This window comes from Pseudomonas sp. B3(2017) (assembly GCF_002113595.1).
Taxonomy (GTDB): Bacteria; Pseudomonadota; Gammaproteobacteria; order Pseudomonadales; family Pseudomonadaceae; genus Aquipseudomonas; species Aquipseudomonas ekonensis.
In genome coordinates, this window is the sequence record NZ_NEIU01000002.1 from 432,821 (window position 1) to 457,469 (window position 24,649).

General features: G+C 64.7%; 25 protein-coding genes and 1 pseudogene. 15 read left to right on the forward strand and 11 right to left on the reverse strand.

Annotated elements, in window-relative coordinates; translation table 11 throughout:
- Window positions 1-65 precede the first annotated feature (65 nt).
- The 3 genes from CAG33_RS04610 (at window position 66) to CAG33_RS04620 (ending at window position 3,818) form a co-directional block, all read left to right on the forward strand.
- Entirely contained in the window at window positions 66-350 is a 285-nt protein-coding gene (locus CAG33_RS04610; protein ID WP_085581156.1) for a hypothetical protein, read from the forward strand.
- A 191-nt stretch (window positions 351-541) separates the two neighbouring features.
- Window positions 542-790, forward strand: a complete 249-nt coding sequence (locus tag CAG33_RS04615; RefSeq protein ID WP_085581158.1) for a TIGR02647 family protein — start codon at window positions 542-544, stop codon at window positions 788-790.
- Window positions 791-974: 184 nt separating this feature from the next.
- A complete protein-coding gene (locus CAG33_RS04620) occupies window positions 975-3,818 on the forward strand; it encodes a class I adenylate cyclase (RefSeq protein ID WP_085637126.1) in 2,844 nt (947 codons plus the stop codon).
- A 7-nt stretch (window positions 3,819-3,825) separates the two neighbouring features.
- On the opposite strand, the gene rnk is transcribed toward CAG33_RS04620, so the two are convergent.
- The 3 genes from rnk to cyaY all read right to left on the reverse strand — a co-directional run bounded on the left by rnk (window position 3,826) and on the right by cyaY (window position 4,939).
- Complete coding sequence (rnk, locus tag CAG33_RS04625; protein ID WP_085581162.1) at window positions 3,826-4,236, reverse strand: nucleoside diphosphate kinase regulator; 411 nt, start codon at window positions 4,234-4,236, stop codon at window positions 3,826-3,828.
- 156 nt (window positions 4,237-4,392) lie between these two features.
- Window positions 4,393-4,605, reverse strand: a complete 213-nt coding sequence (locus CAG33_RS04630) for a DUF1289 domain-containing protein (protein ID WP_085637129.1) — start codon at window positions 4,603-4,605, stop codon at window positions 4,393-4,395.
- A gap of 1 nt (window position 4,606) precedes the next feature.
- Window positions 4,607-4,939, reverse strand: a complete 333-nt coding sequence (gene cyaY / locus CAG33_RS04635; protein ID WP_085637132.1) for an iron donor protein CyaY — start codon at window positions 4,937-4,939, stop codon at window positions 4,607-4,609.
- 272 nt (window positions 4,940-5,211) lie between these two features.
- On the opposite strand from cyaY, the gene CAG33_RS04645 reads away from it, so the two are divergent.
- From CAG33_RS04645 to CAG33_RS04675, 7 genes are all read left to right on the forward strand, one after another.
- Window positions 5,212-5,385, forward strand: coding sequence for a lipoprotein (locus tag CAG33_RS04645; protein ID WP_085630167.1), 174 nt, complete (start codon window positions 5,212-5,214; stop codon window positions 5,383-5,385).
- Between the two features lie 9 nt (window positions 5,386-5,394).
- The gene (lysA, locus tag CAG33_RS04650; RefSeq protein ID WP_085581172.1) at window positions 5,395-6,642 is read left to right on the forward strand and encodes a diaminopimelate decarboxylase; all 1,248 of its coding nucleotides are present in this window, start codon (window positions 5,395-5,397) and stop codon (window positions 6,640-6,642) included.
- Window positions 6,643-6,646: 4 nt separating this feature from the next.
- Window positions 6,647-7,477, forward strand: a complete 831-nt coding sequence (gene dapF / locus CAG33_RS04655) for a diaminopimelate epimerase (protein WP_085581174.1) — start codon at window positions 6,647-6,649, stop codon at window positions 7,475-7,477.
- 13 nt (window positions 7,478-7,490) lie between these two features.
- The gene (locus CAG33_RS04660) at window positions 7,491-8,216 is read left to right on the forward strand and encodes a DUF484 family protein (RefSeq protein ID WP_085581176.1); all 726 of its coding nucleotides are present in this window, start codon (window positions 7,491-7,493) and stop codon (window positions 8,214-8,216) included.
- Window positions 8,217-8,218: 2 nt separating this feature from the next.
- The gene (gene xerC, locus CAG33_RS04665; RefSeq protein ID WP_085581178.1) at window positions 8,219-9,118 is read left to right on the forward strand and encodes a tyrosine recombinase XerC; all 900 of its coding nucleotides are present in this window, start codon (window positions 8,219-8,221) and stop codon (window positions 9,116-9,118) included.
- Complete coding sequence (locus CAG33_RS04670) at window positions 9,115-9,825, forward strand: HAD family hydrolase (protein ID WP_085630169.1); 711 nt, start codon at window positions 9,115-9,117, stop codon at window positions 9,823-9,825. Before xerC ends, CAG33_RS04670 begins: the two co-directional genes overlap by 4 nt.
- A gap of 387 nt (window positions 9,826-10,212) precedes the next feature.
- On the forward strand, window positions 10,213-12,090 hold the full coding sequence (locus CAG33_RS04675; protein ID WP_085581182.1) for an acyltransferase family protein: 1,878 nt from the start codon (window positions 10,213-10,215) through the stop codon (window positions 12,088-12,090).
- A gap of 85 nt (window positions 12,091-12,175) precedes the next feature.
- Here the strand turns inward: CAG33_RS04675 and sutA are convergent, their stop codons facing one another.
- From sutA to glnK, 4 genes are all read right to left on the reverse strand, one after another.
- Window positions 12,176-12,505: a transcriptional regulator SutA gene (gene sutA / locus CAG33_RS04680; protein WP_085581184.1), complete on the reverse strand. Its 330-nt coding sequence runs from the start codon at window positions 12,503-12,505 to the stop codon at window positions 12,176-12,178.
- A 101-nt stretch (window positions 12,506-12,606) separates the two neighbouring features.
- Window positions 12,607-13,032 (reverse strand): secondary thiamine-phosphate synthase enzyme YjbQ, encoded by a 426-nt coding sequence (locus CAG33_RS04685; RefSeq protein WP_085581187.1) that lies wholly within the window; start codon window positions 13,030-13,032, stop codon window positions 12,607-12,609.
- Window positions 13,033-13,248: 216 nt separating this feature from the next.
- Window positions 13,249-14,586, reverse strand: a complete 1,338-nt coding sequence (locus tag CAG33_RS04690; protein ID WP_085581189.1) for an ammonium transporter — start codon at window positions 14,584-14,586, stop codon at window positions 13,249-13,251.
- 35 nt (window positions 14,587-14,621) lie between these two features.
- A complete protein-coding gene (glnK, locus tag CAG33_RS04695) occupies window positions 14,622-14,960 on the reverse strand; it encodes a P-II family nitrogen regulator (protein ID WP_002555808.1) in 339 nt (112 codons plus the stop codon).
- 413 nt (window positions 14,961-15,373) lie between these two features.
- Between glnK and CAG33_RS04700 the strand changes: the two genes are divergently transcribed.
- Entirely contained in the window at window positions 15,374-15,634 is a 261-nt protein-coding gene (locus CAG33_RS04700) for an accessory factor UbiK family protein (RefSeq protein ID WP_085581192.1), read from the forward strand.
- A gap of 94 nt (window positions 15,635-15,728) precedes the next feature.
- Here CAG33_RS04700 and CAG33_RS04705 read toward each other — a convergent pair whose 3' ends face one another.
- Entirely contained in the window at window positions 15,729-16,184 is a 456-nt protein-coding gene (locus tag CAG33_RS04705; RefSeq protein WP_085637136.1) for a helix-turn-helix domain-containing protein, read from the reverse strand.
- Window positions 16,185-16,366: 182 nt separating this feature from the next.
- Between CAG33_RS04705 and CAG33_RS04710 the strand changes: the two genes are divergently transcribed.
- The 3 genes from CAG33_RS04710 to CAG33_RS04715 all read left to right on the forward strand — a co-directional run bounded on the left by CAG33_RS04710 (window position 16,367) and on the right by CAG33_RS04715 (window position 19,419).
- A complete protein-coding gene (locus CAG33_RS04710) occupies window positions 16,367-17,581 on the forward strand; it encodes an MFS transporter (RefSeq protein ID WP_371856102.1) in 1,215 nt (404 codons plus the stop codon).
- A gap of 37 nt (window positions 17,582-17,618) precedes the next feature.
- Window positions 17,619-17,783 carry a hypothetical protein gene (locus tag CAG33_RS28470; protein WP_170929951.1) on the forward strand — a complete coding sequence of 55 codons (165 nt, stop codon included), beginning with the start codon at window positions 17,619-17,621 and terminating at the stop codon, window positions 17,781-17,783.
- Window positions 17,784-17,925: 142 nt separating this feature from the next.
- A complete protein-coding gene (locus tag CAG33_RS04715; protein ID WP_085581198.1) occupies window positions 17,926-19,419 on the forward strand; it encodes a YifB family Mg chelatase-like AAA ATPase in 1,494 nt (497 codons plus the stop codon).
- Between the two features lie 472 nt (window positions 19,420-19,891).
- On the opposite strand, the gene CAG33_RS28980 is transcribed toward CAG33_RS04715, so the two are convergent.
- From CAG33_RS28980 to CAG33_RS04725, 3 genes and pseudogenes are all read right to left on the reverse strand, one after another.
- Entirely contained in the window at window positions 19,892-20,752 is an 861-nt protein-coding gene (locus CAG33_RS28980) for a methyl-accepting chemotaxis protein (protein WP_371856094.1), read from the reverse strand.
- Window positions 20,747-21,868, reverse strand: a pseudogene (locus CAG33_RS28985) (Cache 3/Cache 2 fusion domain-containing protein); the annotation flags it as partial. The pseudogene CAG33_RS28985 and the gene CAG33_RS28980, both read right to left, overlap by 6 nt.
- 182 nt (window positions 21,869-22,050) lie before the next feature.
- Window positions 22,051-22,971 (reverse strand): LysR substrate-binding domain-containing protein, encoded by a 921-nt coding sequence (locus tag CAG33_RS04725; RefSeq protein WP_085578905.1) that lies wholly within the window; start codon window positions 22,969-22,971, stop codon window positions 22,051-22,053.
- Between the two features lie 158 nt (window positions 22,972-23,129).
- Between CAG33_RS04725 and CAG33_RS04730 the strand changes: the two genes are divergently transcribed.
- The gene (locus CAG33_RS04730) at window positions 23,130-24,521 is read left to right on the forward strand and encodes a NorM family multidrug efflux MATE transporter (RefSeq protein ID WP_085637139.1); all 1,392 of its coding nucleotides are present in this window, start codon (window positions 23,130-23,132) and stop codon (window positions 24,519-24,521) included.
- Window positions 24,522-24,649 lie beyond the last annotated feature (128 nt).

Consider the following 24,649-nt stretch of genomic DNA (forward strand, 5'->3'; position numbering starts at 1 on the left):
TTCGCGCCACCGGCATCACGGCGCTGAATGAGGGTAGACTGACGCCTTTTGCACAGGAGCCTGCCATGAGCGAGCCAACCGACATCGACAACGACGAAGAAGCCTTCACCGAGTCCACCCTGATCGAAGCCGTCGAGAACCAGATCGAGAGCGAGAACCCGCCGGCGGCCAAGGCCACGTTCAACAAGCTGACCCTGGTCGGCTACGAACGCGAGGACATCCTCAACCTGATGGCCCATGTGCTGGCCTACGAGATCGACGCCATGCTCGACGAAGACCGGGCGTTCGACACCCAGTGGTACGAGACGGCCTTGCGCGCGCTCCCTGAGCTGCCGCCGGAAAAGCAGTGAGCCCGACCCAGTGGGAGCGCGCCCGCTCCCACACAATTTGTCACCCATCTCTGCGGCCCGGCGCCGGCGCCTGACTACACTGGACTCCACCCCCAAGAAGGAAAAACCCGGTCGGCGGCACTGGACAGGCCGCAACGGCAGGTTCACCTTAGGGGCGCTGTCGCTCAATTCCTAGAAAGTCTGGAGTCCTTATGTCGCTTACCCCTGAGTTGGTTGCCGAACTGGAAGTCCTCGCACTCTTCAACCTGGACAGTTCCCAGGAAGGTCTGAAGATTCATCAGACCGCCGCCCCGAAACACATCGCCGCCGCCAAGAGCCTGTTCCAGAAAGAACTCATCGACCAGGTCGACGGTGGCTACCTGACCAGCCTGGGCCGCGATGCCGCAGAACACGTGCAGAGTCTGCTGACCATCCTCGACGTCGCCGAAGAAACCGCCTGACCTTCTCCCCCATTGCCCACGGAAACCCCTGCCACGGGCTTTCCGCGGGCCAGCCCGGCGGCCTGCCGGTGCCGACGCTGGAAAAATGGCGCCAAAAAACAAATTCAGCTTAATGATTCCCCCGCCCAGGCGCTAAACTCCCCGGCATTGCGAGCCCCTCTGCCCCCGAGCCCTGCGAGCCGACATGCCCCGCACCCACGAAATCCGCCCCGACCTGGACGAAGGCATCGACCGCAAGGTGCTCAGCCAGCTGCGCGCACGCTTCCTCAAACTCAACGAAGGCCGCCTGGACCGGGCACGGGAAGGGCTTTCGCCCCGTCAGCAAAGCGTGCTGACCCTGTTGCCGCTGTTCTTCCACGTCAACCATCCCCTGCTGCCCGGCTATGTGTCGGGCAGCACGCCGGCAGGGCTGTCGAACTATGAGCCGGACGCCGACACGCTCACCGAGGCCCAGCGCCTGACCCGGTCGTTCTCCTACAAGCCGCGCCACGGCAGCAACCCGCCCCGGCCGATCCACGGCCTGTTCCTGATGGGCAGCCTCGGCACGCTGGCCCAGGCCGACCAGAGCGACATGGACGTGTGGGTCTGCCATGCCCCGGACCTGGGCGACAGCGAACTGGCCGAGCTGCGCAAAAAGTGCCAGGCCCTCGAAGCCTGGGCCGCGAGCCAGGGCGCCGAGGCGCACTTCTTCCTGATCGACCCGGCCCGTTTCGTCAAAGGCGAGCGCGACAGCCAGTTGAGCTCCGAAGACTGCGGCACCACCCAGCACTACCTGTTGCTGGACGAGTTCTACCGCACGGCCATCTGGCTGGCCGGCCGCACGCCGATCTGGTGGCTGGTGCCGGTCTATGAGGAAAGCGCCTACGCGCAGTACACCCACACCCTGATCTCCAAGCGTTTCATCCGCACCGACGAAACCCTCGACCTCGGCCACCTGGCGCACATCCCGCCGGGGGAGTTCATCGGCGCCGGGCTGTGGCAGTTGTTCAAGGGCATCGAATCGCCCTACAAGTCGGTGCTCAAACTGCTGCTGACCGAGGTCTACGCCAGCGAGCACCCGCACGTGCAGTGCCTGAGCCTGCGCTTCAAGCAGGCGGTGTTCGCCAACCGGCTGGACCTGGACGAGCTGGATCCGTACATGGTGGTGTACCGGCGGATCGAGGAATACCTCACGGCACGCAACGAACCGGAGCGGCTGGAACTGGTGCGCCGGGCGCTGTACCTCAAGGTCAACCGCAAGCTCACCGGCAACACCCGCACCCAGAGCTGGCAGCGCTCGCTGCTCGAGCGCCTGGCCGACGAATGGCACTGGGACCGTCGGCAACTGGCGCTGCTCGACAGCCGCAGCCAATGGAAAGTGCGCCAGGTCAGCGCCGAGCGCCTGGCGCTGGTCAACGAGCTGAACTACAGCTACCGCTTCCTGACCCGCTTCGCCCGCACCGAGCAGACCGTCAGCCTGATCAACAAACGCGACCTCAATGTGCTGGGCCGGCGGCTGTACGCGGCCTTCGAGCGCAAGGCCGACAAGATCGAATTCATCAACCCCGGCATCGCCCCGGACCTGGCCGAAGACACCCTGACCCTGGTGCAGTCGCCCAACAAGAAAGAACCGGGGCAGACCCAATGGGGCCTGTACAACGGCAGCCTCACGGCGCTGGAATGGGAGCACTTCGCACCGATCAAGCGTAGCCGCGAATTGCTGGAGCTGCTGACCTGGTGCCACCGCAACGGCGTGATCGACAGCAGCACCCGCCTGGCGCTGCACCCCGGCACCAGCGACCTGAGCGAGTTCGAGCTGTTCAACCTGCTCGGCAGCCTGCAGCAGAGCATCGTCCTGCCCTTGCCCACCGTCGCCGAAGAACCGCTGCTGCACGCCAGCGTGCCGAGCGAGGTGCTGTTGCTGGTCAACGTCGGCGTCGATCCGCTCAAGCACCACCGCGACCTGAACATCCTGATGACCACCGAGCGCACCGACTCCCTGAGCTACGCCGGGGTGCGCGAGAACCTGGTGCTGACGCTCGACCAGGTCACGCTCAACAGCTGGAACGAGGTGCTGGTCAACCGCTTCGACGGCCCCCACGCCCTGCTCGACTGCCTGCGCGACTACCTGAACAACCTGCCGACCGGCGCCCGGCAGCCGAAGCTGCGGGTGCGCTGCTTCTGCCACAACCGCGCGCAGTTCATCGCCCGGCGGGTGGAAGAGATTCTCGACACCGCCCAGACCCTGCTGCTCAGCGGACTCAACCACCGCTACCTCATCCAGGTCCAGCAGCACTATCACGTCCTGGAGCTGGTGCCGGGCCAGGTCAGCCACGCGGCGCTCGCCACCTTGCCCGCGCTGCTGGATTACCTGGGCGAAGAGCTGCCGCACTACAGCCCCCTGCACCTGGATCCGATGGCGCTGGAGGACCACGACCTCGCGCTGATCCTGCCCATGGGCCAACCCGAATGCATTCAGGTGTTCTACCGGGTGACCGAACGGCAGGCCGAGCTGTACGTGCTGGATGAGTTCAATGCGCTGTGGCAGCAGCATTTGCCCTACCACGACGAGCAGAGCCTGTTGGTGCCGCTGCAGCGCTTCCTGCAATCGATCCAGTTCCGCCGCGAGACGCAGGCACCGATGGATCAGGGCCCGGCCCCCGACCTCGAGATTTTGTATTACCAGTTATTGCCCCAGGGCCCCGGACGGGCGCGGCGGGTCGAAGCGCGGGCGGCGCCGCAGACCCCGGCCGACGAACCGTACTACGACGTGCAGGCCATCATCGGCAAGGCCGCACCCGGTCAGGTGCAGGTCACGCTGTACTGCAACCAACGGGAATTCAGCGAGCTGGAGCACGGCGACCAGCTGTTCGGCGTGGTCGCCCGGGAGATCATCGGCCAGCGCCGGGAAACCGAACGCTACCGCTGCTACATCACCGACCTGGACCTGTCGGGCCTGCTCGGGGACGGGCAGAGTTCGAGCAATCTTTACCTGCGCTACAAGGCCGACCTGGAGCGCGCCCTGAACGAGGCGCTCGAACAGGCCTGAGGCGGGGTCACACCGGGAAGTCGCCCCCGTTGGCCGGCTGCGACTCGACTTCGAGCAGAGTCAGCTTCAGGGTCTTGCCGCCCGGCGCCGGCCAGTCGATGTGCTGGCCGACCTTGAGTCCCAGCAGCGCGCTGCCCACCGGCGCCAGGATCGAGATCTTGCCCTCGTCGGCGTTGGCGTGTTTCGGATACACCAGGGTCAGGTGGTAGTCCTTGCCGCTGCCTTCCTCGCGGCAGTGCACGCGGGAATTCATGGTGACGACGTCGGCGGGCACGTCATCGTGGCTCACCAGCGTTTCGGCGCGGTCCAGTTCGGTTTGCAACTCATCAACGCCACGGGTGCCTTCAGGCAATCTGTCGATCAGCTGCTCCAGACGTTGCACGTCCAGACGGGTAAGGGTGATGGATGGTGCGGTCATGATCCGGGCAGACTCCTTTCTTCTGCGCAAAAAAGCAAAACCCCGCCAAAAAAGACGGGGTTCTTACCGGGCCTCGATGGGTTGAGGCGTGTCCGGACACTATCACAGCTCAAAAAATATACAAGCCACCCAAAGCCGGACACAAACCTGCGCCGGTCAGGCCCGGGCCTTGCGGGCCACCGCCTGCGCGCAGATCACCCGGCGGCGTTCGTCATCCGCCGAGCGCCATTCGCGGATGTCTTCGACATGGCGGAAACAGCCCAGGCAGACTTTCTGCTCGTCCAGCCGGCAGACACCGCTGCACGGCGAAGGCACCGCCGGGCTGACGTTGCTGTAGAGCGGCTTGGCAGGCCGGATCTCGGTGCTCATCTCAGATCTCGTCGAAGTCGAGCTTCTCGCCGGCGCGCTCCCAGACGATGCGTTCGAGCATTTCGCCCAGCAGCTCTTCGGTCTTCTCGCACACCCACTTGCCGGCCTGCTCGTCGTAGTCGAAGTGGAAACCGCCGGAACGGTCGGCCAGCCACAACTGGCGCAGCGGCTCCTGGCGGCTGAAGATCAATTGGCTGCCGCTGTCGAACTTGACGGTCAGCACACCGGCCGAGTTCTCCATGTCCAGGTCCAGGTCGCTGTCGTCGAAGATGTCCTCCAGCGCCTGCTGGGTGGCATCGACCAGATCGTGGAAACGGGCTTCGGACAGACTCATTGCGGCAACCTCGGGAAATGACGGATCAGGCTCAAGGGCCGCAAGATACGAGCGACGGCGCCCGATTGCAAAGAATAACGACCGGGCGGGTTCCACGGCCTCCCTCGATTCCTGTGGGAGCCAGCCTGCTGGCGACGGCGCCGGCCAGGGCGCCGCAGGAGTCGCTTGCGCCGCCGCAACAGGCCCCGCCGGACGGGAACCCCGTCGCATAGGCAATCCGCCGGGTCGCCGGTATACTCCGGCGCAATTAACGCATTTTCAAGGATTTCGCCATGAAGCGCCTGATCTCTTCCCTCGCGGCGCTCGTCGCGGTTGCCTGCCTCGTCTCGGCCTGCGGTCAAAAAGGCCCGCTGTACCTACCCGACGAAGATCAGGACCCGACCGAGCAAGCCAAGTCGTCGCAGCATCAGCCTGCTTCCAAGGCACACAAGCACGACGTCTACTAAGGGATCGCCATGGACGCTTTCAACTACCGTGGCGGGGAGCTGTTCGCGGAAGGCGTGGCGCTGTCCGCCATCGCCGACCGCTTCGGCACGCCGACCTACGTCTACTCCCGCGCCCACATCGAGGCCCAGTACCGGGCCTACGCCGATGCGCTGGCCGGCATGCCGCACCTGGTCTGCTTCGCGGTCAAGGCCAACTCCAACCTCGGTGTGCTGAACGTCCTGGCCCGTCTCGGCGCCGGTTTCGACATCGTTTCCCGCGGTGAGCTGGAACGCGTGCTGGCCGCCGGCGGCAGCGCCGACAAGATCGTGTTCTCCGGCGTCGGCAAGACCCGCGACGACATGCGCCGCGCCCTGGAAGTCGGCGTGCACTGCTTCAACATCGAGTCCACCGACGAGCTGGAGCGCCTCCAGGCCGTGGCCGCCGAGCTGGGCGTCCGCGCACCGGTCTCGCTGCGCGTGAACCCCGACGTCGATGCCGGCACCCATCCGTACATCTCCACCGGCCTCAAAGAGAACAAGTTCGGCATCGCCATCGCCGACGCCGAAGACGTGTACGTGCGCGCCGCGCACCTGCCGAACCTGGACGTGATCGGCGTCGATTGCCACATCGGCTCGCAGCTGACCACCCTGGCGCCGTTCCTCGACGCCCTCGACCGCGTGCTGGATCTGGTCGACCGCCTCGGCGACTGCGGCATCCACCTGCACCACATCGACTTGGGCGGCGGCCTCGGCGTGCGCTACCGCGACGAAGAGCCGCCGCTGGCCGGCGACTACGTCAAGGCCGTGCGCGAACGCCTCGCCGGCCGCGACCTGGCGCTGATGTTCGAGCCGGGCCGCTACATCGTCGCCAACGCCGGCGTCCTGCTGACCCGTGTCGAGTACCTCAAGCACACCGGGCACAAGGACTTCGCCATCGTCGACGCGGCCATGAACGACCTGATCCGCCCGGCCCTGTACGAGGCCTGGATGGACATCGCCGCCGTGCGCCCGCGCGACACCGCGGCGCGGACCTACGACGTGGTCGGGCCGATCTGCGAGACCGGCGACTTCCTGGCCAAGGAACGCGAACTGGCCCTCGAAGAGGGTGACCTGCTGGCCGTGCATTCGGCCGGTGCCTATGGCTTCGTGATGAGCTCCAACTACAACACCCGCGGCCGCGCCGCCGAGGTGCTGGTGGACGGTGACTCAGTTTTCGAAGTGCGCCGCCGCGAAACCGTGGCCGAGCTGTATGCCGGCGAAAGCCTGCTGCCGGAGTGACCCCATGCTGCTGCGTTTTACCAAGATGCACGGCCTGGGCAACGACTTCATGGTCCTCGACCTGGTCAGCCAGCACGCGCACATTCAGCCCAAACACGCCAAACAGTGGGGCGACCGCAACACCGGCATCGGTTTCGACCAGTTGCTGATCGTCGAGGCGCCCAGCAACCCGGACGTGGACTTCCGTTACCGGATCTTCAACTCCGACGGCTCGGAAGTGGAACAGTGCGGCAACGGCGCCCGCTGCTTCGCCCGCTTCGTGCTCGACAAGCGCCTGACCGCCAAGCGTCGGATCCGCGTCGAGACCAAGGGCGGCATCATCGAGCTGGACGTGCGCAACGACGGCCAGATCGGCGTGAACATGGGCGCCCCGCGCCTGGTGCCCGCCGACATTCCGTTCGATGCACAGGCCCAGGCCCAAAGCTATCCGCTGCAGGTCGACGGCGTCACCGTCGACATCGCCGCCGTGTCGATGGGCAACCCGCATGCCGTGCTGCGCGTGGAAGACATCCACAGCGCACCGGTGCATGAGCTGGGGCCGAAGATCGAACACCACCCGCGCTTTCCGGCACGGGTCAACGTCGGCTTCCTCCAGGTCATCGACCGCCACCGCGCACAGCTGCGCGTCTGGGAGCGCGGCGCCGGGGAAACCCAGGCCTGCGGCACCGGCGCCTGCGCCGCTGCCGTGGCCGCGATCAGCCAGGGGTGGATGGATTCGCCGCTGTCGATCGACCTGCCGGGCGGGCGCCTGTCCATCGAATGGGCAGGCCCCGGCCAACCGGTGCTGATGACCGGTCCGGCAGTGCGTGTATACGAAGGACAAGTGCGTCTTTGAGCGAGCAGAAGCCATGACCGACAAGCCTCAAGCCCCCGCCAGACCGTCCGCCGGATCCGCCGCCGAAAACCTGGAGGCGGCCGCCGTCGCCGCCTACCTGGAGGCCCATCCGGACTTCTTCGCCGAACACGAGGAACTGCTGCCGTCCCTGCGCATCCCCCACCGGCGCGGCGACACCGTGTCGCTGGTCGAGCGCCAGATGGCGATCCTGCGCGAACGCAACATCGAGATGCGCCATCGCCTCTCGCACCTGATGGACGTCGCCCGGGACAACGACCGGCTGTTCGAGAAGACCCGGCGCCTGATCCTCGCGCTGATGGACGCCGCGACCCTCGAAGACGTGGTGATCAGCGTCGAGGACAGCCTGCGCCAGGACTTCCAGGTGCCGTTCGTGAGCCTGATCCTGCTCGGCGACAACCCGGCGCCGGTGGGCCGCTGGGTGACCCACGCCGACGCGCAGACCGCCATCGGCGGCCTGCTCACCGAGGGCAAGAGCGTCAGCGGCAGCCTGCGCGAGCATGAGCTGGACTTCCTGTTCGGCGAAGAGCAGCGCAAGCAGATCGGCTCCACCGCCGTGGTCGCCGTCAGCCACCAGGGCATCCACGGCATCCTCGCCATCGCCAGCCGCGATCCGCAGCACTACAAGAGTTCGGTGGGCACCCTGTTCCTGAGCTACATCGCCGAAGTCATGGGCCGCGTGCTGCCACGGGTCAACAGCTCCCTGCGCAAGGTGCGCTGAACATGGAACGGCAACTGGACGCTTACTGCGAACACCTGCGCAGTGAGCGGCAGGTGTCGCCCCATACCCTGTCGGCCTACCGCCGCGACCTCGACAAGGTGCTCGGCTGGTGCGCCAAGCAGAACATCGGCAGTTGGCAGGCGCTGGACATCCAGCGCCTGCGCAGCCTGATCGCCCGCCTCCACGCCCAGGGCCAGTCCTCGCGCAGCCTCGCCCGCCTGCTGTCGGCGGTGCGCGGGCTCTATCACTTCCTCAACCGTGAAGGCCTCTGCGACCACGACCCGGCCACCGGCCTGACGCCCCCCAAAGGCGAGCGCCGCCTGCCCAAGACCCTCGACACCGACCGGGCGCTGCAGCTGCTCGAAGGCGCGGTGGAGGACGACTTCATGGCCCGCCGGGATCAGGCGATCCTGGAACTGTTCTATTCCTCCGGCCTGCGCCTGTCGGAGCTGACAGGCCTGAACCTCGACCAGCTCGACCTGGCCGACGGCATGGTCCAGGTGCTCGGCAAGGGCAGCAAGACCCGCCTGTTGCCGGTGGGCGCCAAGGCCCGCGAAGCGCTGGAGCACTGGCTGCCGCTGCGCGCCCTGGCCAATCCGGCGGACGACGCCGTGTTCGTCAGCCAGCAAGGCCGGCGCCTCGGCCCGCGGACGATCCAGGTGCGGGTCAAGCTCGCCGGCGAACGGGAACTGGGGCAGAACCTGCATCCGCACATGCTGCGGCATTCCTTCGCCAGCCACCTGCTGGAGTCATCGCAGGACCTGCGCGCCGTGCAAGAGCTGCTCGGCCACTCGGACATCAAGACCACCCAGATCTACACCCACCTGGACTTCCAGCACCTGGCGGCGGTCTACGACAGCGCCCATCCTCGGGCCAAACGCACCAAAGGCGAGGATTCATGAGCATCCAGTTGATCACCTTCGACCTCGACGACACCCTGTGGGACACCGCTCCGGTTATCCTCAGCGCCGAAACGGTGCTGCGCCAATGGCTCGGCGAACATGCGCCGAACCTGGGCGCGGTGCCGGTGGAGCACCTGTGGGCCATCCGCGAACGGGTGCTGGCCGGCGAGCCCGGGCTCAAGCACCGCATCAGCGCGTTGCGCCGGCGGGTGCTGTTCCACGCGCTGGAAGAGGCCGGCTACGCCCACGGCGAGGCGTCGGACCTGGCGGACAAGAGCTTCGAAGTGTTCCTCCACGCACGGCACCAGATCGAGGTGTTCCCCGAGGTCGAGCCGGTGCTGGAGATCCTCGCCAACCACTATGCCCTGGGCGTCGTCACCAACGGCAACGCCGACGTGCGCCGGCTGGGGCTGGCCGATTACTTCAAGTTCGCCCTGTGCGCCGAAGACATCGGCATCGCCAAGCCGGACGCGCGGCTGTTCCACGAGGCCTTGCAGCGGGGCGGCGTGAGCGCCGAGGCGGCGGTGCACATCGGCGACCATCCGGGGGACGACATCGCCGGGGCACAGCAGGCCGGGCTGCGGGCGATCTGGTTCAACCCGGCGGGCAAGGTCTGGGAAGCGGAGCGCCTGCCGGATGCGGAGATTCGCAACCTGGCGGATCTGCCTGCGATCCTCGCCCGCTGGAACGCGGCTCAAGCTGAATAAACCCGTGGGATCATACCGGTCTGCGAGATTGATCTATCCAGGCCGTAAATGATCCTTTCGCTCAAATTGAGTGGAGAGGGGGGAAGCATGTTCGATTCGCCACAGAACGCCCTGCGCTGCAAGACGCCGCTTACCGAAGCGCTGCGAAAAGCTGCACTTTGGTATTTGCAACTGTTGCCTAGGCAAATACGACCTGCTTTTTTTTCGCCCGCAAAAATGCTATAAGCAACCGCTGAATTTCATCTGGAAATACCATTCCCTACCAAGTTAGATGCGGCAACAAACTAGCCGGAAGTGAAATTTTTCTTTTAAAAGCCCTAACTGAATTCAGTAAATAACAATAGAACGGAAGCAATTCGACCGAAGTAGCGAGAGGGAACATAAAGCGTGCTAGCCTACAGAAGAGAGATAGACGGCCTACGAGCCCTGGCTGTCATCCCCGTCATTCTATTCCATGCTGGATTTGAAATATTCAAAGGCGGGTTCGTTGGCGTTGACGTCTTCTTTGTCATCAGCGGATACCTGATAACTTCCATTCTCCTGTCCGAGAAAGAGGCAGGAACATTCTCTTTACTCAAGTTCTATGAGCGAAGAGCAAGGCGTATTCTACCCGCTCTTTTTGCGGTAATGGTTGTATCAATTATATTCGCGTGGCTCTGGCTACTCCCTCGAGACATGAAAGACTTTGCTGGCAGCCTGGCAGCTGTTTCAGTTTTCTCGTCGAATATATTTTTCTGGAATGCGAGCGGCTATTTCGACACTGCAACCGAACTAAAGCCCATGCTACACACATGGAGCCTCGCCGTAGAAGAACAATACTATCTATTATTTCCTATCTTCCTGATGGCAACCTGGAAGCTGGGTAAAAAATTCATTGTCAGCACTTTACTGCTTATCTTCTTTGCCAGTCTGATGCTGGCACAGATCAACGTCGAAAAATATCCGATAGCAACATTCTATCTGCTACCCACGCGAGCATGGGAGTTGCTCATGGGAGCCTTACTGGCCTTTTATCTCTTTCAAGAGAAAAAAAGACACCCTGGCCAGATTACGAAACAGGCTGGCGCAGCTCTTGGATTTTCTCTGATCGTTTTTTCATCTGTTTTTTACGACAAGTACACGCCGTTCCCGAGCCTCTATGCGCTTGTACCTACAGTCGGCGCCTCTCTGATCATCCTGTATGCGACCCCAGCAACCTTTGTGGGAAGATTACTGGGCTCAAGAATTCTGGTAGGCATAGGGCTAATCAGTTACAGCGCTTACTTATGGCATCAGCCACTGTTTGCTTTTGCGAGATACAAGACTTCTCAGAATCTTGATCTGACCCTGACTATTGTTTTGTTGCTGCTAACCGCAACGCTCGCCGTTTTGAGCTGGCGCTTCATTGAAACCCCTTTTCGGAAACCGCGAGCCCCTGGTGCAAAACGATTAATTTACTTCGGCACAGTGGCCCCCGCCTGTTTCTTGACCTTCGGCTTTTTTGGATATGCCACCGAGGGCAATTTTTCAAGATACGATACTGAATCCATGGAAGTGCTCGCCTTCACAAAAGAAAGAGGCGAGTTCGTCTGGGAACTAGCCAATCAGCTCAGCCTGAAGGAGTTCAATCGCGGACCCGGCCGCAAAGTTCTGGTGATCGGCGACAGCATGGCCGGCGACTTCCTTAACGTCATTCGTGATACACCGTACTACGAGAAAAATGATTTTTCCTTTTACAGGATCGAGCATGCCTGCGGAAATCTGTACCTGGAAGAAAACTTCATCGACAAGGTCGAAAAAGATTACCAACAGCTTTGCCTGAACGGAAACTGGTATAACAATCCCGAAGTAAAAAAACTACTTGCCGAGGCTGACCGAGTTGTTCTCGTCTCGGTCTGGGTGCCTTGGCAAATAGAATTACTGGACAAAAGCATCAAGAATCTTGAAAGAGACTTTGGGCCAGGAAAATTTTTTGTTGTCGGGAGAAAAACATTCGGCCCAATCGACCTCTTGAAACTGAGCAGTCTCAGTTTCAGTCAAAGACTCGCTTATAGAACTTCGCCGGACGCAGGCATTTCCTACATCAACCGTTTGCTGTCTTCAAAAGTAAGAAACGATCAGTTTCTGGATTTGGTCACTGGCATTTGCGAGGCCAATCAATGCCCTCTGTTTGATCTCAACGGTATGTTGATGTCCTACGATGGATCCCACTTGACTCCGGCAGGAGCGAAATACCTGGCTGAAAAGCTGGAAACGGGCCCGTTTTTCGAGTCGTTACTGAACTAGTGTCAGTCAGGCCGCATCGGTTTATCCAGCAATGAAAAAAGCCCGCAGCGACGGCGGGCTTTTTTCGGCAAGCGGGCGACGCGCCTCAGATAGGGCGGCTGCCGTACTTGTTGTCGGGCTTCTTGGGCGGGTCGGCGACCACATTGGCCTCCACCTCAACCACTTTGCCGCCACGGGCAAGGAATTCTTCCATGGCCTTGGCCAGGGCATCGCGTTCCTTGTTCTTGGCTTCCATGCTCGGCAGCTCGTCGACCGAGACCGCAGCCTTGGCCTTGCCTTTAGCGGCCGGGGCAGGTGCATCGCCGCCGTCATCGCTGTCCTCGGCGACATCGTCGGCCGCCGCTTCCAGACCTTCTTCGGTATCGTCTTCGTCGCCTACTTCGAGGTCGTCGTTTTCCAGATCATCGTCGCTCATGTTCTACCTCATGACTTGCGAAAAGCAGATTAGTTATAGACCAGCTTAGGCAACTGTCGAAAGTCGCCGGAAAAAATCATCCGCCGCTGCTGACCAGCGGCTCATGCCCCTTCACCGTGGAGGGTGGCGAGGACTTTGCGGGCACCGCCATGATCGCGGTGCTCGCCCAGGTAAACGCCCTGCCAGGTGCCCAGCGCCAGCTTTCCCGCCGAAACCGGCAGGCTCAACTGACAGCCCAGCACGCTGGCCTTGAAGTGCGCCGGGAGGTCGTCCAGGCCTTCGTCGTTGTGCTCATAGCCGTCCGTTCCTTGTGGGACCAGACGATTGAAAAACCGTTCGAAGTCGCGACGTACCGCCGGATCGGCGTTCTCGTTGACAGTCAACGACGCCGAGGTGTGCTGCAGCCACAGATGCAACAGACCGACCTTGCATGCCTTGAGTCCGGGCAGGCCGGCCAGCAACTCGTCCGTCACCAGATGAAAGCCCCGGGGCCGTGCCCGCAGGGTTATCAGAGTCTGTTGCCACATACAGTTCTCCGCACGTTTCGGGGCGCATTCTAGCGCGCTCTGGAAAAAAACAAAGGCCCTAATATTCCTTCAGCGGTGTAAGCCTTTGGCCGCATAAACACCCCTGCCTCCGACAGCGCCGAAGCCGCACGCGAAAACCTTCCGGCGGTGTCACGGATGACAAAATCCGGACAAAAAAATGCCCGGCGAACCGGGCAATTTTTTCAGGTCGCTGGCTTACAGGTTGTAGCCGCGCTCGTTGTGCTGAGCCAGGTCCAGGCCCACCGACTCTTCCTCGTCGGTCACCCGCAGGCCCATCACCGCGTCCAGCACCTTGAGGATGACGAAGGTTGCGACTGCGGTGTAGATCACCGTGAAGCCGACGCCCTTGCACTGGATCCAGACCTGCGCCGCGATGTCGGTGACGGTGCCGAAACCGCCCAGCGACGGTGCGGCGAACACGCCTGTGAGGATCGCGCCGAGGATGCCGCCGATGCCGTGCACGCCGAAGGCGTCCAGGGAGTCGTCATAGCCGAGCTTGCGTTTCAGGCTGGTGGCGCAGAAGTAGCAGACCACGCCCGCCGCCAGGCCGATCACCAGCGCGCCCATCGGGCCGACGGTGCCGGCGGCCGGCGTGATCGCCACCAGGCCAGCCACCACGCCCGAGGCGATGCCCAGTGCGCTCGGTTTGCCGTGGGTGATCCACTCGGCGAACATCCAGCCCAGCGCCGCGGCGGCGGTGGCGATCTGGGTGACCAGCATCGCCATGCCGGCGGTGCCGTTGGCGGCGGCGGCGGAACCGGCGTTGAAGCCGAACCAGCCGATCCACAGCATCGCCGCGCCCATCAGGGTGTAACCCAGGTTGTGCGGCGCCATCGGGGTGGTCGGGAAGCCTTTGCGCTTGCCCAGCACCAGGCAGGCGATCAGGCCGGCCACACCGGCGTTGATGTGCACCACGGTGCCGCCGGCGAAGTCGAGCACGCCCCAGTCCCACATCAGGCCGCCGTTGCCGGACCAGACCATGTGCGCGATCGGCGCATAGACGACGGTGAACCAGATGCCCATGAACACCAGCATGGCGGAGAACTTCATCCGCTCGGCGAACGCACCGACGATCAGCGCCGGGGTGATGATCGCGAAGGTCATCTGGAAGGTGACGAACACCGCCTCGGGGAACAGCGCCGCCGGGCCGGTCAGGCTGGCCGGGGTGATGCCGGCGAGGAACGCCTTGCCGAAGCCGCCGACGAAGGAGTTGAAGTTGACGACGCCCTGCTCCATGCCGGTGGTGTCGAACGCGATGCTGTAGCCGTAGATGACCCACAGGACGCTGATCAGACCGGTGATGGCGAAGCACTGCATCATCACGGAAAGGATGTTTTTCGAACGGACCATGCCGCCGTAGAACAACGCGAGGCCGGGGATGGTCATGAACAGCACGAGGGCCGTGGAGGTGAGCATCCAGGCCGTGTCGCCGGAATTGAGGACCGGGGCCGCCGCTTCGTCTGCCGCCATGGCCAGGCCGGGCATTACGATAGGCAACAGGGCTCCTAGCCCTGCGAATTTACGCAGAGTCATTTTGTTTTCTCCTGGGGCGTTGGGTTTGTGGCGGCTTAGATGGCGTCGGTATCGGTTTCGCCGGTACGGATGCGGATCGCCTGTTCCAGATTGACCACGAAGATCTTGCCGTCACCGATCTTGCCGGTGTTGGCGGCCTTGGTGATCGCCTCGATGACCCGGTCAAGGTCCTTGTCGTCGATGGCGACGTCGATCTTCACCTTGGGCAGGAAATCGACCACGTATTCCGCGCCGCGGTACAGCTCGGTGTGACCCTTCTGCCGGCCGAAGCCTTTGACTTCAGTGACGGTAATGCCCTGCACGCCGATTTCGGACAGCGACTCGCGCACGTCGTCCAGCTTGAACGGCTTGATGATGGCAGTGACTAGCTTCATGAAACTCTCTCCCGAATTGGTGGACTTGCCCCAGGAAAACAAACCCGACTCAAGTCTAAGCGCAGTGCCTGGCTTTGTAACGCATCGTCGGCCCTCCCGGCCCGACCGACGCCAGCTAACCGCATCAGACGAAACTCCCCGCTCCGCCTGCCGCACTGCATTCATCACAGCGACTGCATCAGTGCATGGGTCACCACCGACTAAGCAGAAAGCTTGCCACCTTGCCAAAACCCACTGATTTCAATCCCTTGGCCGCGTCGGCAGTGGCCATCACTAAAATGGCACCGGGGATACGCACAACAACGGTGCGCCGCCGTCCGGCGGCTTGCGCGAAAAGCGTGCATCCCTGCCGGCGCCAATGACTATAGACACTGCGTGATACACTGCCGGCCATTGTTTCCAGGACATTTCCCATGCTCGCGCCCAAAGACTTCCTCGACGCCCTGAGCGGCACCGCCTCCCGTCTGTTCAGCGGCGACACGCCCTTGCCCAAAGCCGAAATCGAAAGCCAGTTCAAGATGCTGATGCAGAGCGCCTTCAGCAAACTGGACCTGGTGAGCCGCGAAGAGTTCGACAGTCAGATGGTGGTGCTGGCCCGCACCCGCGCCCGCCTCGAAAGCCTCGAGGCAAAGGTGGCGGAGCTCGAAGCGAAGCTGAACCCGCCGGCCGAGTGAGGCCGCAGCCTACCGGGCTACGGATCGGCAGCCCATGAAAAACCCCACACCTTCCGGTGTGGGGTTCGCGTATTCGGTGAAGGCGTCCCGCGCCTCAGGCGCCGCGCTTGACCACCCGCCGGTGGCAATCGGCCGGGGACAGTACCTTGCCCGACCTTGAGCGGACCGCAAGGGTCTCGATCGGTTCCGACAGTTCGTCGTCCAGCAGCACCGAATGGCACTCGCCTTCCTTGAAGAGGAAGCGCTCCCCCCACTGGCGCAGGCTGACCACGATGGGAAACACGGAGCGCCCCATTTCGGTCAGCACGTATTCCTTGTAGGCACTGCCGTCGGACGCCGGCTGCACCTCGAACACCCCCAACTCGACCAGCATCTTGAGCTTGACAGTGAGGATGTTGCGGGCCAGGCCCAGGCGTTTCTGGAATTCCGTGAACCGGCGGACGTCGTCGAAGGCGTCGCGGATGATCATCAGCACCCAGCGGTCGCCGATGGCTTCGAGCGTTCGGGCCACGGGGCATTCGCTTTGCGCCAGTTGCTGCTGTCGGGCCATGGGTCTCCGGATTCAATCGGCAAGAAGGAAAAAAGACGCTGCGGGCGTCAGGGTAAGTGCTTCGAACAACTGGTTGCATATTAAAACTTGATTGGGTAAAAATCCACGCATCGGTTTTGTTTCGAAACCACATCAGCTCAAGGATGGATGTCGCGATGCCGGATTCTCAAACGCCCTCGACAATGGATCGCGAGACCGCTGCCCTGGCTGCTCGGGAACGCCCGGCGCCGACGCTCGGCCGCTACCGGACGCTGCTGTTCGCCATCACCTGCGCCATGGCGGTGGCCAACGTGTATTTCGCCCAGCCGCTGCTGGAGTCCATGGCCGCGAGCCTTGCGGTCGCGCCCGGCGCCATCGGCGTCGTGGTGACCGCCACCCAGGCCGGTTACGCGGCGGGGCTGCTGTTCATCGTGCCGCTGGGCGATCTGCTCAACCGCAAGCGACTGATCCTGACGCAGATGCTGACGTCCGCCGTCGCCCTCTGCGCGGTCGGCCTGTCGCAGGACTGGCTCACGCTGCTCGGCGCGATGGTGCTGGTGGGTTTGATGGCCGTGGTGGTGCAGGTGGTGGTCGCCTACGCCGCCGCCCTGGCCAGCCCGGAACAGCGCGGCCAGGCCATCGGCACCGTCACCAGCGGCGTGGTGCTGGGCATTCTATTGGCCCGCTTCGTCTCCGGCGCCGTGGCGGACCTGGCGGGTTGGCGCGGTGTGTATTTCGTCTCGGCCGCCCTGATGGCCGGCATGGCGCTGGTGCTGCACCGCACCCTGCCGGCGTCCGCCGCGCCACCGGCCGCCGGCGGCTACCGGCAGTTGCTGCGCTCGGTCTTCCAGCTGTACCTGAGCGAACGCACCCTGCGCGTCAGGGGCACCTTCGCCCTGCTCATCTTCGCCGCGTTCAGCGTGCTGTGGACCTCGATGGTGCTGCCGCTGAGCGCGCCGCCCCTGTCGCTGTCGCACACCCAGATCGGCCTGTTCGGCCTGGCCGGTGTCGCCGGTGCCCTGGCCGCCGCCAAGGCGGGACAGTTGGCCGACCGGGGCCTGGGCAACCGCACCACCGGCATCGCCCTGGCGCTGCTGACCTTGTCCTGGCTGCCCACCGCGTTCGTCGAAAGCTCGCTGCTGGCCATGGTCATCGGCGTGGTGCTGCTGGACTTCGCCGTGCAAGCGGTGCACGTGACCAACCAGAGCCTGATCTTCGCCGCCCGGCCCGACGCGCAAAGCCGCCTGGCGGGCGCCTACATGTGCTTCTACTCGGTCGGCAGCGGCCTGGGCGCCGTAGCGGCCACCTACACCTACGCCCATTACGGCTGGGTGAACGTGTGCCTGCTCGGCGCCGCCATCAGCGGCGTCGCGCTGCTGTACTGGGCATGCCTGAACCGGACTTCCGCCGCGCGATAACCCTCGTCCTCCCCGGAGGCAAACCACCGTTGAGCCATTGCACGTAGCGTTGGCCGTCCTGATCGCGGCCATCGTGGCGTACAACGAAAGCGTGCCGCTGAACAAAGTGCTGGCGGTGATTCTGATCGTCCTCGGCCTCATCGTCGGCCTCTACGGGCCGCGCATCCGCAACGCTGTGCTGGCGCGGCCTGCGCGCACTTAGGGCTGAAACGGCAGGCGTCCGGGAAGACGCCTGCCGCAACATCCGGTGAAGGTTTGCCGCCCCGCGCCCGCCGCCGGATCCGTTTCCCCCGTCTACCCTTGAAGCACCGCAGGAAGCGGCCCGCCCATTTCAAGGAACGCCCATGTCCCTCGCCATCGTCCACAGCCGCGCCCAGATCGGCGTGGAGGCCCCCGCCGTCACCGTCGAAGTCCATCTGGCCAACGGCCTGCCGTCGCTGACCATGGTCGGCCTGCCCGAGACGGCGGTGAAGGAGAGCAAGGACCGGGTGCGCAGCGCGATCATCAATTCCGGGCTGCAGTTTCCGGCGCGGCGGATCACCCTGAACCTGGCCCCGGCGGACCTGCCCAAGGACGGCGGGCGGTTCGACCTGGCCATCGCCCTGGGCATCCTTTCGGCCAGCGTACAGGTGCCGACCCTGACCCTGGACGACGTGGAGTGCCTGGGCGAACTGGCGCTGTCCGGCGCCGTGCGCCCGGTCCGCGGGGTGCTGCCGGCGGCGCTGGCGGCGCGCAGGGCCGGCCGCTCGCTGGTGGTGCCGCGGGCCAACGCCGAGGAAGCGTGCCTGGCGTCGGGGCTGAAGGTGATCGCGGTGGATCACCTGTTGCAGGCGGTGGCGCACTTCAACGGGCACACGCCGGTCGAGCCGTACGTGTCGGACGGCCTGATCCACGCCGCCAAACCCTACCCCGACCTCAACGAGGTGCAAGGCCAGGCGGCCGCCAAGCGCGCCTTGCTGATCGCCGCGGCAGGCGCCCACAACCTGTTGTTCAGCGGACCGCCGGGCACCGGCAAGACGCTTCTGGCCAGCCGCTTGCCGGGGCTGCTGCCGCCGCTGACCGAAAGCGAAGCGCTGGAGGTCGCGGCCATCCAGTCGGTCGCCAACGGCGCGCCGCTGACCCATTGGCCGCAGCGCCCCTTCCGCCAGCCGCACCACTCGGCGTCCGGGCCGGCCTTGGTGGGCGGCAGTTCGAAACCGCAGCCCGGGGAAATCACCCTTGCCCACCACGGCGTGCTGTTCCTCGACGAACTGCCGGAGTTCGACCGCAAGGTGCTGGAGGTGCTGCGCGAGCCGCTGGAGTCAGGCCACATCGTGATTGCCCGGGCCAAGGAACGGGTGCGCTTTCCGGCGCGCTTTCAACTGGTGGCGGCGATGAACCCGTGCCCCTGTGGATATCTTGGCGAACCCACCGGCCGTTGCTCCTGCACGCCGGACATGGTGCAGCGCTACCGCAACAAGTTGTCGGGGCCGCTGCTGGACCGGATCGACCTGCACCTGACGGTGGCGCGGGAAGCCACGGCGTTGAATCCGCTGGTGAAACCGGGGGAGGACAGCGCCAGTGCCGCCGGGCAAGTGGCCGAGGCCCGGGAGCGCCAGCAGAAGCGCCAACGGTGCGCCAATGCCTTTCTGGATTTGCCGGGGCTGCGGCGCCATTGCGGGTTATCCACAGCCGACGAGGCGTGGCTGGAATCGGCCTGCGAGCGCCTGACGCTGTCGCTGCGCTCGGCGCACCGCCTGCTCAAGGTAGCGCGGACGCTGGCGGACCTCGAACGCTGCGACGGCATCCGCCGCGAGCATCTGGCGGAGGCGCTGCAGTACCGGCCGGCGACGCAGTAGGGGCGGGAACCGCGTCGGGCCCATCGCGAGCAGGCTCGCTCCCACAGGGGATTGGAGGTGCCGGCAAAACTGTAGGAGCCAGCCTGCTGGCGATGGCGGTCTGTCCGGCACATCGATGTCGGATGTTCCGCCGCCATCGCGGGCAAGCCCGCTCCCACAGGGCGCGCGGTGAGGCGGCTAGAACTGTGGGAGCCAGCCTGCTGGCGATGGCGGTCTGTCCGGCACATCGATGTCGGATGTTCCGCCGCCATCGCGGGCAAGCCCGCTCCCACAGGGCGCGCGGTGAGGCGGCTAGAACTGTGGGAGCCAGCCTGCTGGCGATGGCGGTCTGTCCGGCACATCGATGTCGGATGTTCCGCCGCCATCGCGGGCAAGCCCGCTCCCACAGGGCGCGCGGTGAGGCGGCTAGAACTGTGGGAGCCAGCCCTGCTGGCGATGGCGGTCTGTCCGGCGCATCGATGGCGGGGGCGACTCAGCGGAAGCGGTCGACCTCGGAGCGCAGATCCGCCGCCAGCTTCTCCAACTCCTTGGCGGTGACCGCAAGGTTGGACACCACTTCCCGCTGTTCGCTGTTGGCCAGCGCGATGCTCTGCAGGTTGCTGCTGAGCAGGGTCGCGGTGCTGCTCTGCTCCTGGGTCGCGGTGGTGATCGCCGCGAACTGCTGGCCCGCCGAGCGGCTCTGCTCGTCGATGCGCGCCAGGGCCGAGGCGACGTTGGCGTTGCGCGACAGGCCTTCCTGCATCAGCGCATTGCCCTGCTCCATGGTGCTGATGGCGTTGCCGGTCTCCTGCTGGATGCTCTGGATCATGCCGGAGATCTCGTCGGTCGCCTGACGGGTGCGCGAAGCCAGGTTGCGCACCTCGTCGGCCACCACCGCAAAGCCGCGACCCTGTTCGCCGGCGCGGGCCGCTTCGATGGCGGCGTTGAGCGCCAGCAGGTTGGTCTGTTCGGCGATCGCGGTGATCACGCTGACGATGCCGCCGATTTCCTGGGAACGCTGACCGAGGGTGTTGATGACGGTCGCGGTGGTGTTCAGCGCGCCGGCGATCTGCTCCAGCGACGAAGACGCTTCTTCCATCGAGGTGCGGCCGATCTGGGTCTGTTGTGCGTTTTCCTGGGCCAAGCGCTGGGTGTTGCCCATGTTGTCGGCGATGTTCAGCGAGGTGGCGCTGAACTCCTCGACCGCGCCCGCCATGCTGGTGATTTCGCCGGACTGTTGCTCCATGCCTTCGTACGCGCCGCCGGACAAGCCCGACAGCGCCTGGGCCCGGCGGTTGACCTCTTCGGAGGAACGGCGGATGTGCTCGACCATGGTCGACAGGGCCTGGCTCATCTGGTTGAAGGCGCGGGCCAGCTGACCGATCTCGTCGTTGCTCGAAACGTCCAGGCGCACGCTCAGGTCGCCGGCGCCCAGCGCCTCGGCCTGCCGCACCAGATCCCCCAGCGGCTGCAGCTTGCTGCGCAGCAGCCAGACCACGGAACCCACCGCCAGCAGCATCGCCAGCAGGCTGCCGATGGCCAGTTGCGTGCCGACGCTCCAGGTCACGGCGCGGATCTCGCTTTTCGGCATGCTCGCCACCACCGACCACGGCCCGCCGTCGAACGGTACGGCGATGCTGTAGAAGTCTTCGACGCTGTCGCTCCAGAAGCGGCCCTTGCCCGGGGTTTTCGCCAGACCGGCGACCACCGACACCGCTTGCTCCGGCGCCTGCACGCCGGCCGGGGCCACCAGCCATTTGCCCTGCTCGTCCAGCAGCGCCAACGAGCCGGTCTGGCCGATGCGGAAGCGCTTGAGGTTGTCGAACTGGGCGTTCTGCGCATCGGTATAGTCGAAGCCGACGAACAATACGGCGATCACCTTGCCGCCAGCGTCGCGCACTGGGGTGTACTGGGTCATGTACAGGCGCTCGAACAGCAAGGCGCGGCCGACATAGCCCTGCCCCGCCATCAACCGCGCGTAGGCCGGGTGGGCGTGGTCGAGCACGGTGCCGATGGCCCGGGTGCCGTCCTGCTTGCTCAGGGAGGTGCTGACGCGGATGAAGTCTTCGCCGCTGCGCACGAACAGCGTGGCGACGCCGGCGGTCATCTGCTTGAACTCGTCGACTTCCTTGAAGTTGTTGTTCAACACCTCACCGCCCAGGTGCAGGCCCGGCGTGCGGGTGCCGGCGACGGTCACCGGTTCGTCCGGGTGGATGCTCAGGCCCGCGCTGAAGCGCTTCTCGAACAGCCCGCTCAGGCGCTGGGTACTTTCGCGCAGCGTGCCGTGGAAGGTGCTCAGTTGGTCGGCCAGCAGGCGCGCCTCGCTGGCCAGGTGCTCTTCACGGGTGGCGAGGTTGGCCGAATCCAGCGAACGCAAGGCGAACACCGTACTGCCGCTGATGACGACCGCCAGTATCACGGCGAGCGCGAGGCCCAGCTGCGAGGCGATCCGGGCGCGGGGTTGAGACATGGACAGCTCCTGGCCGGGCCTGCGGATCCTCCCTGATCACGGCTCGGAAAATATTCTAATAATGGGGGTGTATCGTGGACCGGCACGACGGTTCCACTTGGACGTATTCGGCTGTGAAAACGAATACTTGAGCGCACAACAGGGTTATGCCCCAGGGCCGGCATTGTGGTGGCTCGAACGATTCAGCTCAAGCGCGCGACCTGCGGCAGTTCCATCGCCCGGACTTCGCCCTGAAGGAAATCGCTGAGGCGGCGTAAACGTTCACCGCCCGGACGGGTCTTGGGCCACACCAGGTAGTAGTTCAGGCCGCTGGCGACGGCGGTGGGCCACGGCAGGCTCAGCCGTCCCTGGGCCACGTCCTCGGCCACCATCAGCAGGTCGCCCATCGATACGCCGTAGCCCCGTGCCGCTGCGATCATTCCCAGCTCCAGGGTATCGAACACCTGCCCGCCCTTGAGCGACACCTGCTCGGACAGGCCCATGCGCTCCAGCCAACTGCGCCAGTCGCGCCGGTCGGGGGTCGGGTGCAGCAGTTCGGTGGCGGCCAGCCGCGCCGCGTCCCAGGGCCGGTCATCAGGCAGGTTGGGCGCGCCCACCGGGATCAGTTCTTCCGGGAACAGCAGGCTGGCTTCCCAGTCCGGGGGAAAATGCCCGTCGCTGAGCAGCACGGCGCAATCGAACGGTTCGTTGTTGAAGTCCACCGAATCCACGTCCATCCAGGCACTGGTCAACTGCACCTCGTTGCCCGGCTGCAGATGGCGGAACCGGCTGAGCCGCGCCAGCAGCCAGCGCATGGTCAGGGTCGACGGGGCTTTCATGCGCAGGATGTCGTCTTCGGCGCGCAAGGTATTGCAGGCCCGCTCCAGCGCCGCAAAACCTTCACGGATGCCGGGCAACAGCAGGCGCGCCGATTCGGTCAGCTGCAGGTTGCGGCCGCTGCGGTGGAACAGCCGGCAGGCGAAGTGCTCCTCGAGCGTGCGGACATGCCGGCTGACCGCACTCTGAGTGATCGACAACTCTTCGGCGGCGCGGGTGAACGAGCTGTGCCGCGCCGCTGCTTCGAATGCGCGCAGGGCATACAAGGGCGGCAGACGACGGGACATAGACAAGGCTCCGGTTGCGGGATGGCGTCAACTTAGCAGAAATGCCCCTGGATGAGTTTTAATCATGCCACCCATCCTTTTTATCCCTTTGTGCCAACCCCGCCGAACCGCGAGAATCGACGGTCTCTTGCTCCCTCGATTAAAAGGATGTGACGACCATGCAGCGTCCCGTGCGTACCGAACTCTGGGCCATCCTCCGGCTGGCGGGGCCGCTGATCGCCTCGCAGTTGGCGCACATGCTGATGGTGCTGACCGACACCCTGATGATGGCGCGCCTGAGCCCGGAGGCCCTGGCCGGCGGCGGCCTCGGCGCGGCGAGCTATTCGTTCGTGTCGATCTTCTGCATCGGCGTGATCGCGGCGGTCGGCACCCTGGTGGCGATCCGTCAGGGCGCCGGCGACATCCTCGGCGCCGCGCGGCTGACCCAGGCCGGGCTGTGGCTGGCCTGGCTGATGGCCCTCGGCGCCGGTCTGCTGCTGTGGAACCTCAAGCCGGTGCTGCTGCTGTTCGGCCAGACCCAAACCAACGTCAACGCCGCCGGGCAGTTCCTGCTGGCCCTGCCGTTCGCCCTGCCCGGCTACCTGAGCTTCATGGCCCTGCGTGGCTTCACCAGCGCCATCGGTCGGGCGACGCCGGTGATGGTCATCAGCCTGGCCGGCACCGTGGCCAACTTCCTGCTCAACTACGCGCTGATCACCGGACTGTTCGGCCTGCCGAAGCTGGGGCTGACCGGCATCGGCCTGGTCACGGCGATCGTCGCCAACTGCATGGCGCTGGCGCTGGCCTGGCACATCCGCCGGCATCCGGCCTACGACGCCTACCCGCTGCGCCAGGGCCTGTCGCGCCTCAACCGGCAATACCTCAAGGAACTGTGGCGCCTGGGCCTGCCGATCGGCGGCACCTACGCCGTGGAGGTCGGGCTGTTCGCCTTCGCCGCGCTGTGCATGGGCACCATGGGCAGCACGCAACTGGCGGCGCACCAGATCGCCCTGCAGATCGTCTCGGTGGCGTTCATGGTGCCGGCGGGGCTGTCCTACGCGATCACCATGCGCATCGGTCAGCATTACGGCGCCGGACAATTGCTCGACGCGCGGATGTCCGGGCGGGTCGGGATCGCCTTCGGCGCGGCGGTGATGCTGTGCTTCGCCATGGTGTTCTGGCTGTTGCCGGATCCGCTGGTGGGCCTGTTCCTGGATCATGACGACCCGGCCTTCGCCGAGGTGATCCGCCTGGCCGTCAGCCTGCTGATGGTGGCGGCGTGGTTCGAACTGTTCGACGGCGTGCAGACCATCGCCATGGGCTGCATCCGCGGGCTCAAGGACGCCAAGACCACGTTTCTGGTCGGGCTCGGCTGCTACTGGCTGATCGGCGCGCCGGCGGCGTGGCTGATGGCGTTCCATCTGCACTGGGGGCCGACCGGCGTCTGGTGGGGCCTGGCGCTGGGGCTGGCGTGCGCGGCGGTGTGCCTGACGCTGGGGTTCGAGTGGAAGATGAAGCGGATGATCCGGCACGAGCCTTCGGATTCGTTCGCGGTCGCCCAGGCTGAATGATCTATTCACGCGGCGTCTGGACTGGCGCCATCGCCAGCAGGCTGGCTTGTATGCTGGTACTTGAAGGGAGGAGGAGGGACTAGGCTGGATTCTGACTGTTGACGCAGTACAGACCCGTGGGAGATTTC

Bases quoted from the DNA above. Each gene is read 5' to 3' on its own strand.
- CAG33_RS04685 (WP_085581187.1), bottom strand. From the start codon at position 13,032: ATGTGGCAACAGACTCTGATAACCCTGCGGGCACGGCCCCGGGGCTTT.
- lysA (WP_085581172.1), top strand. From the start codon at position 5,395: ATGGACGCTTTCAACTACCGTGGCGGGGAGCTGTTCGCGGAAGGCGTG.
- CAG33_RS28980 (WP_371856094.1), bottom strand. From the start codon at position 20,752: ATGAGCCAGGCCCTGTCGACCATGGTCGAGCACATCCGCCGTTCCTCC.
- CAG33_RS04725 (WP_085578905.1), bottom strand. From the start codon at position 22,971: ATGTCCCGTCGTCTGCCGCCCTTGTATGCCCTGCGCGCATTCGAAGCA.
- CAG33_RS04620 (WP_085637126.1), top strand. From the start codon at position 975: ATGCCCCGCACCCACGAAATCCGCCCCGACCTGGACGAAGGCATCGAC.
- CAG33_RS04610 (WP_085581156.1), top strand. From the start codon at position 66: ATGAGCGAGCCAACCGACATCGACAACGACGAAGAAGCCTTCACCGAG.
- CAG33_RS04730 (WP_085637139.1), top strand. From the start codon at position 23,130: ATGCAGCGTCCCGTGCGTACCGAACTCTGGGCCATCCTCCGGCTGGCG.
- CAG33_RS04700 (WP_085581192.1), top strand. From the start codon at position 15,374: ATGCTCGCGCCCAAAGACTTCCTCGACGCCCTGAGCGGCACCGCCTCC.
- sutA (WP_085581184.1), bottom strand. From the start codon at position 12,505: ATGAGCGACGATGATCTGGAAAACGACGACCTCGAAGTAGGCGACGAA.
- CAG33_RS04710 (WP_371856102.1), top strand. From the start codon at position 16,367: ATGGATCGCGAGACCGCTGCCCTGGCTGCTCGGGAACGCCCGGCGCCG.
- CAG33_RS04690 (WP_085581189.1), bottom strand. From the start codon at position 14,586: ATGACTCTGCGTAAATTCGCAGGGCTAGGAGCCCTGTTGCCTATCGTA.
- CAG33_RS04670 (WP_085630169.1), top strand. From the start codon at position 9,115: ATGAGCATCCAGTTGATCACCTTCGACCTCGACGACACCCTGTGGGAC.
- CAG33_RS04715 (WP_085581198.1), top strand. From the start codon at position 17,926: ATGTCCCTCGCCATCGTCCACAGCCGCGCCCAGATCGGCGTGGAGGCC.
- CAG33_RS04660 (WP_085581176.1), top strand. From the start codon at position 7,491: ATGACCGACAAGCCTCAAGCCCCCGCCAGACCGTCCGCCGGATCCGCC.
- cyaY (WP_085637132.1), bottom strand. From the start codon at position 4,939: ATGAGTCTGTCCGAAGCCCGTTTCCACGATCTGGTCGATGCCACCCAG.
- rnk (WP_085581162.1), bottom strand. From the start codon at position 4,236: ATGACCGCACCATCCATCACCCTTACCCGTCTGGACGTGCAACGTCTG.
- CAG33_RS04630 (WP_085637129.1), bottom strand. From the start codon at position 4,605: ATGAGCACCGAGATCCGGCCTGCCAAGCCGCTCTACAGCAACGTCAGC.
- CAG33_RS04615 (WP_085581158.1), top strand. From the start codon at position 542: ATGTCGCTTACCCCTGAGTTGGTTGCCGAACTGGAAGTCCTCGCACTC.
- dapF (WP_085581174.1), top strand. From the start codon at position 6,647: ATGCTGCTGCGTTTTACCAAGATGCACGGCCTGGGCAACGACTTCATG.
- xerC (WP_085581178.1), top strand. From the start codon at position 8,219: ATGGAACGGCAACTGGACGCTTACTGCGAACACCTGCGCAGTGAGCGG.
- CAG33_RS04705 (WP_085637136.1), bottom strand. From the start codon at position 16,184: ATGGCCCGACAGCAGCAACTGGCGCAAAGCGAATGCCCCGTGGCCCGA.
- glnK (WP_002555808.1), bottom strand. From the start codon at position 14,960: ATGAAGCTAGTCACTGCCATCATCAAGCCGTTCAAGCTGGACGACGTG.
- CAG33_RS04645 (WP_085630167.1), top strand. From the start codon at position 5,212: ATGAAGCGCCTGATCTCTTCCCTCGCGGCGCTCGTCGCGGTTGCCTGC.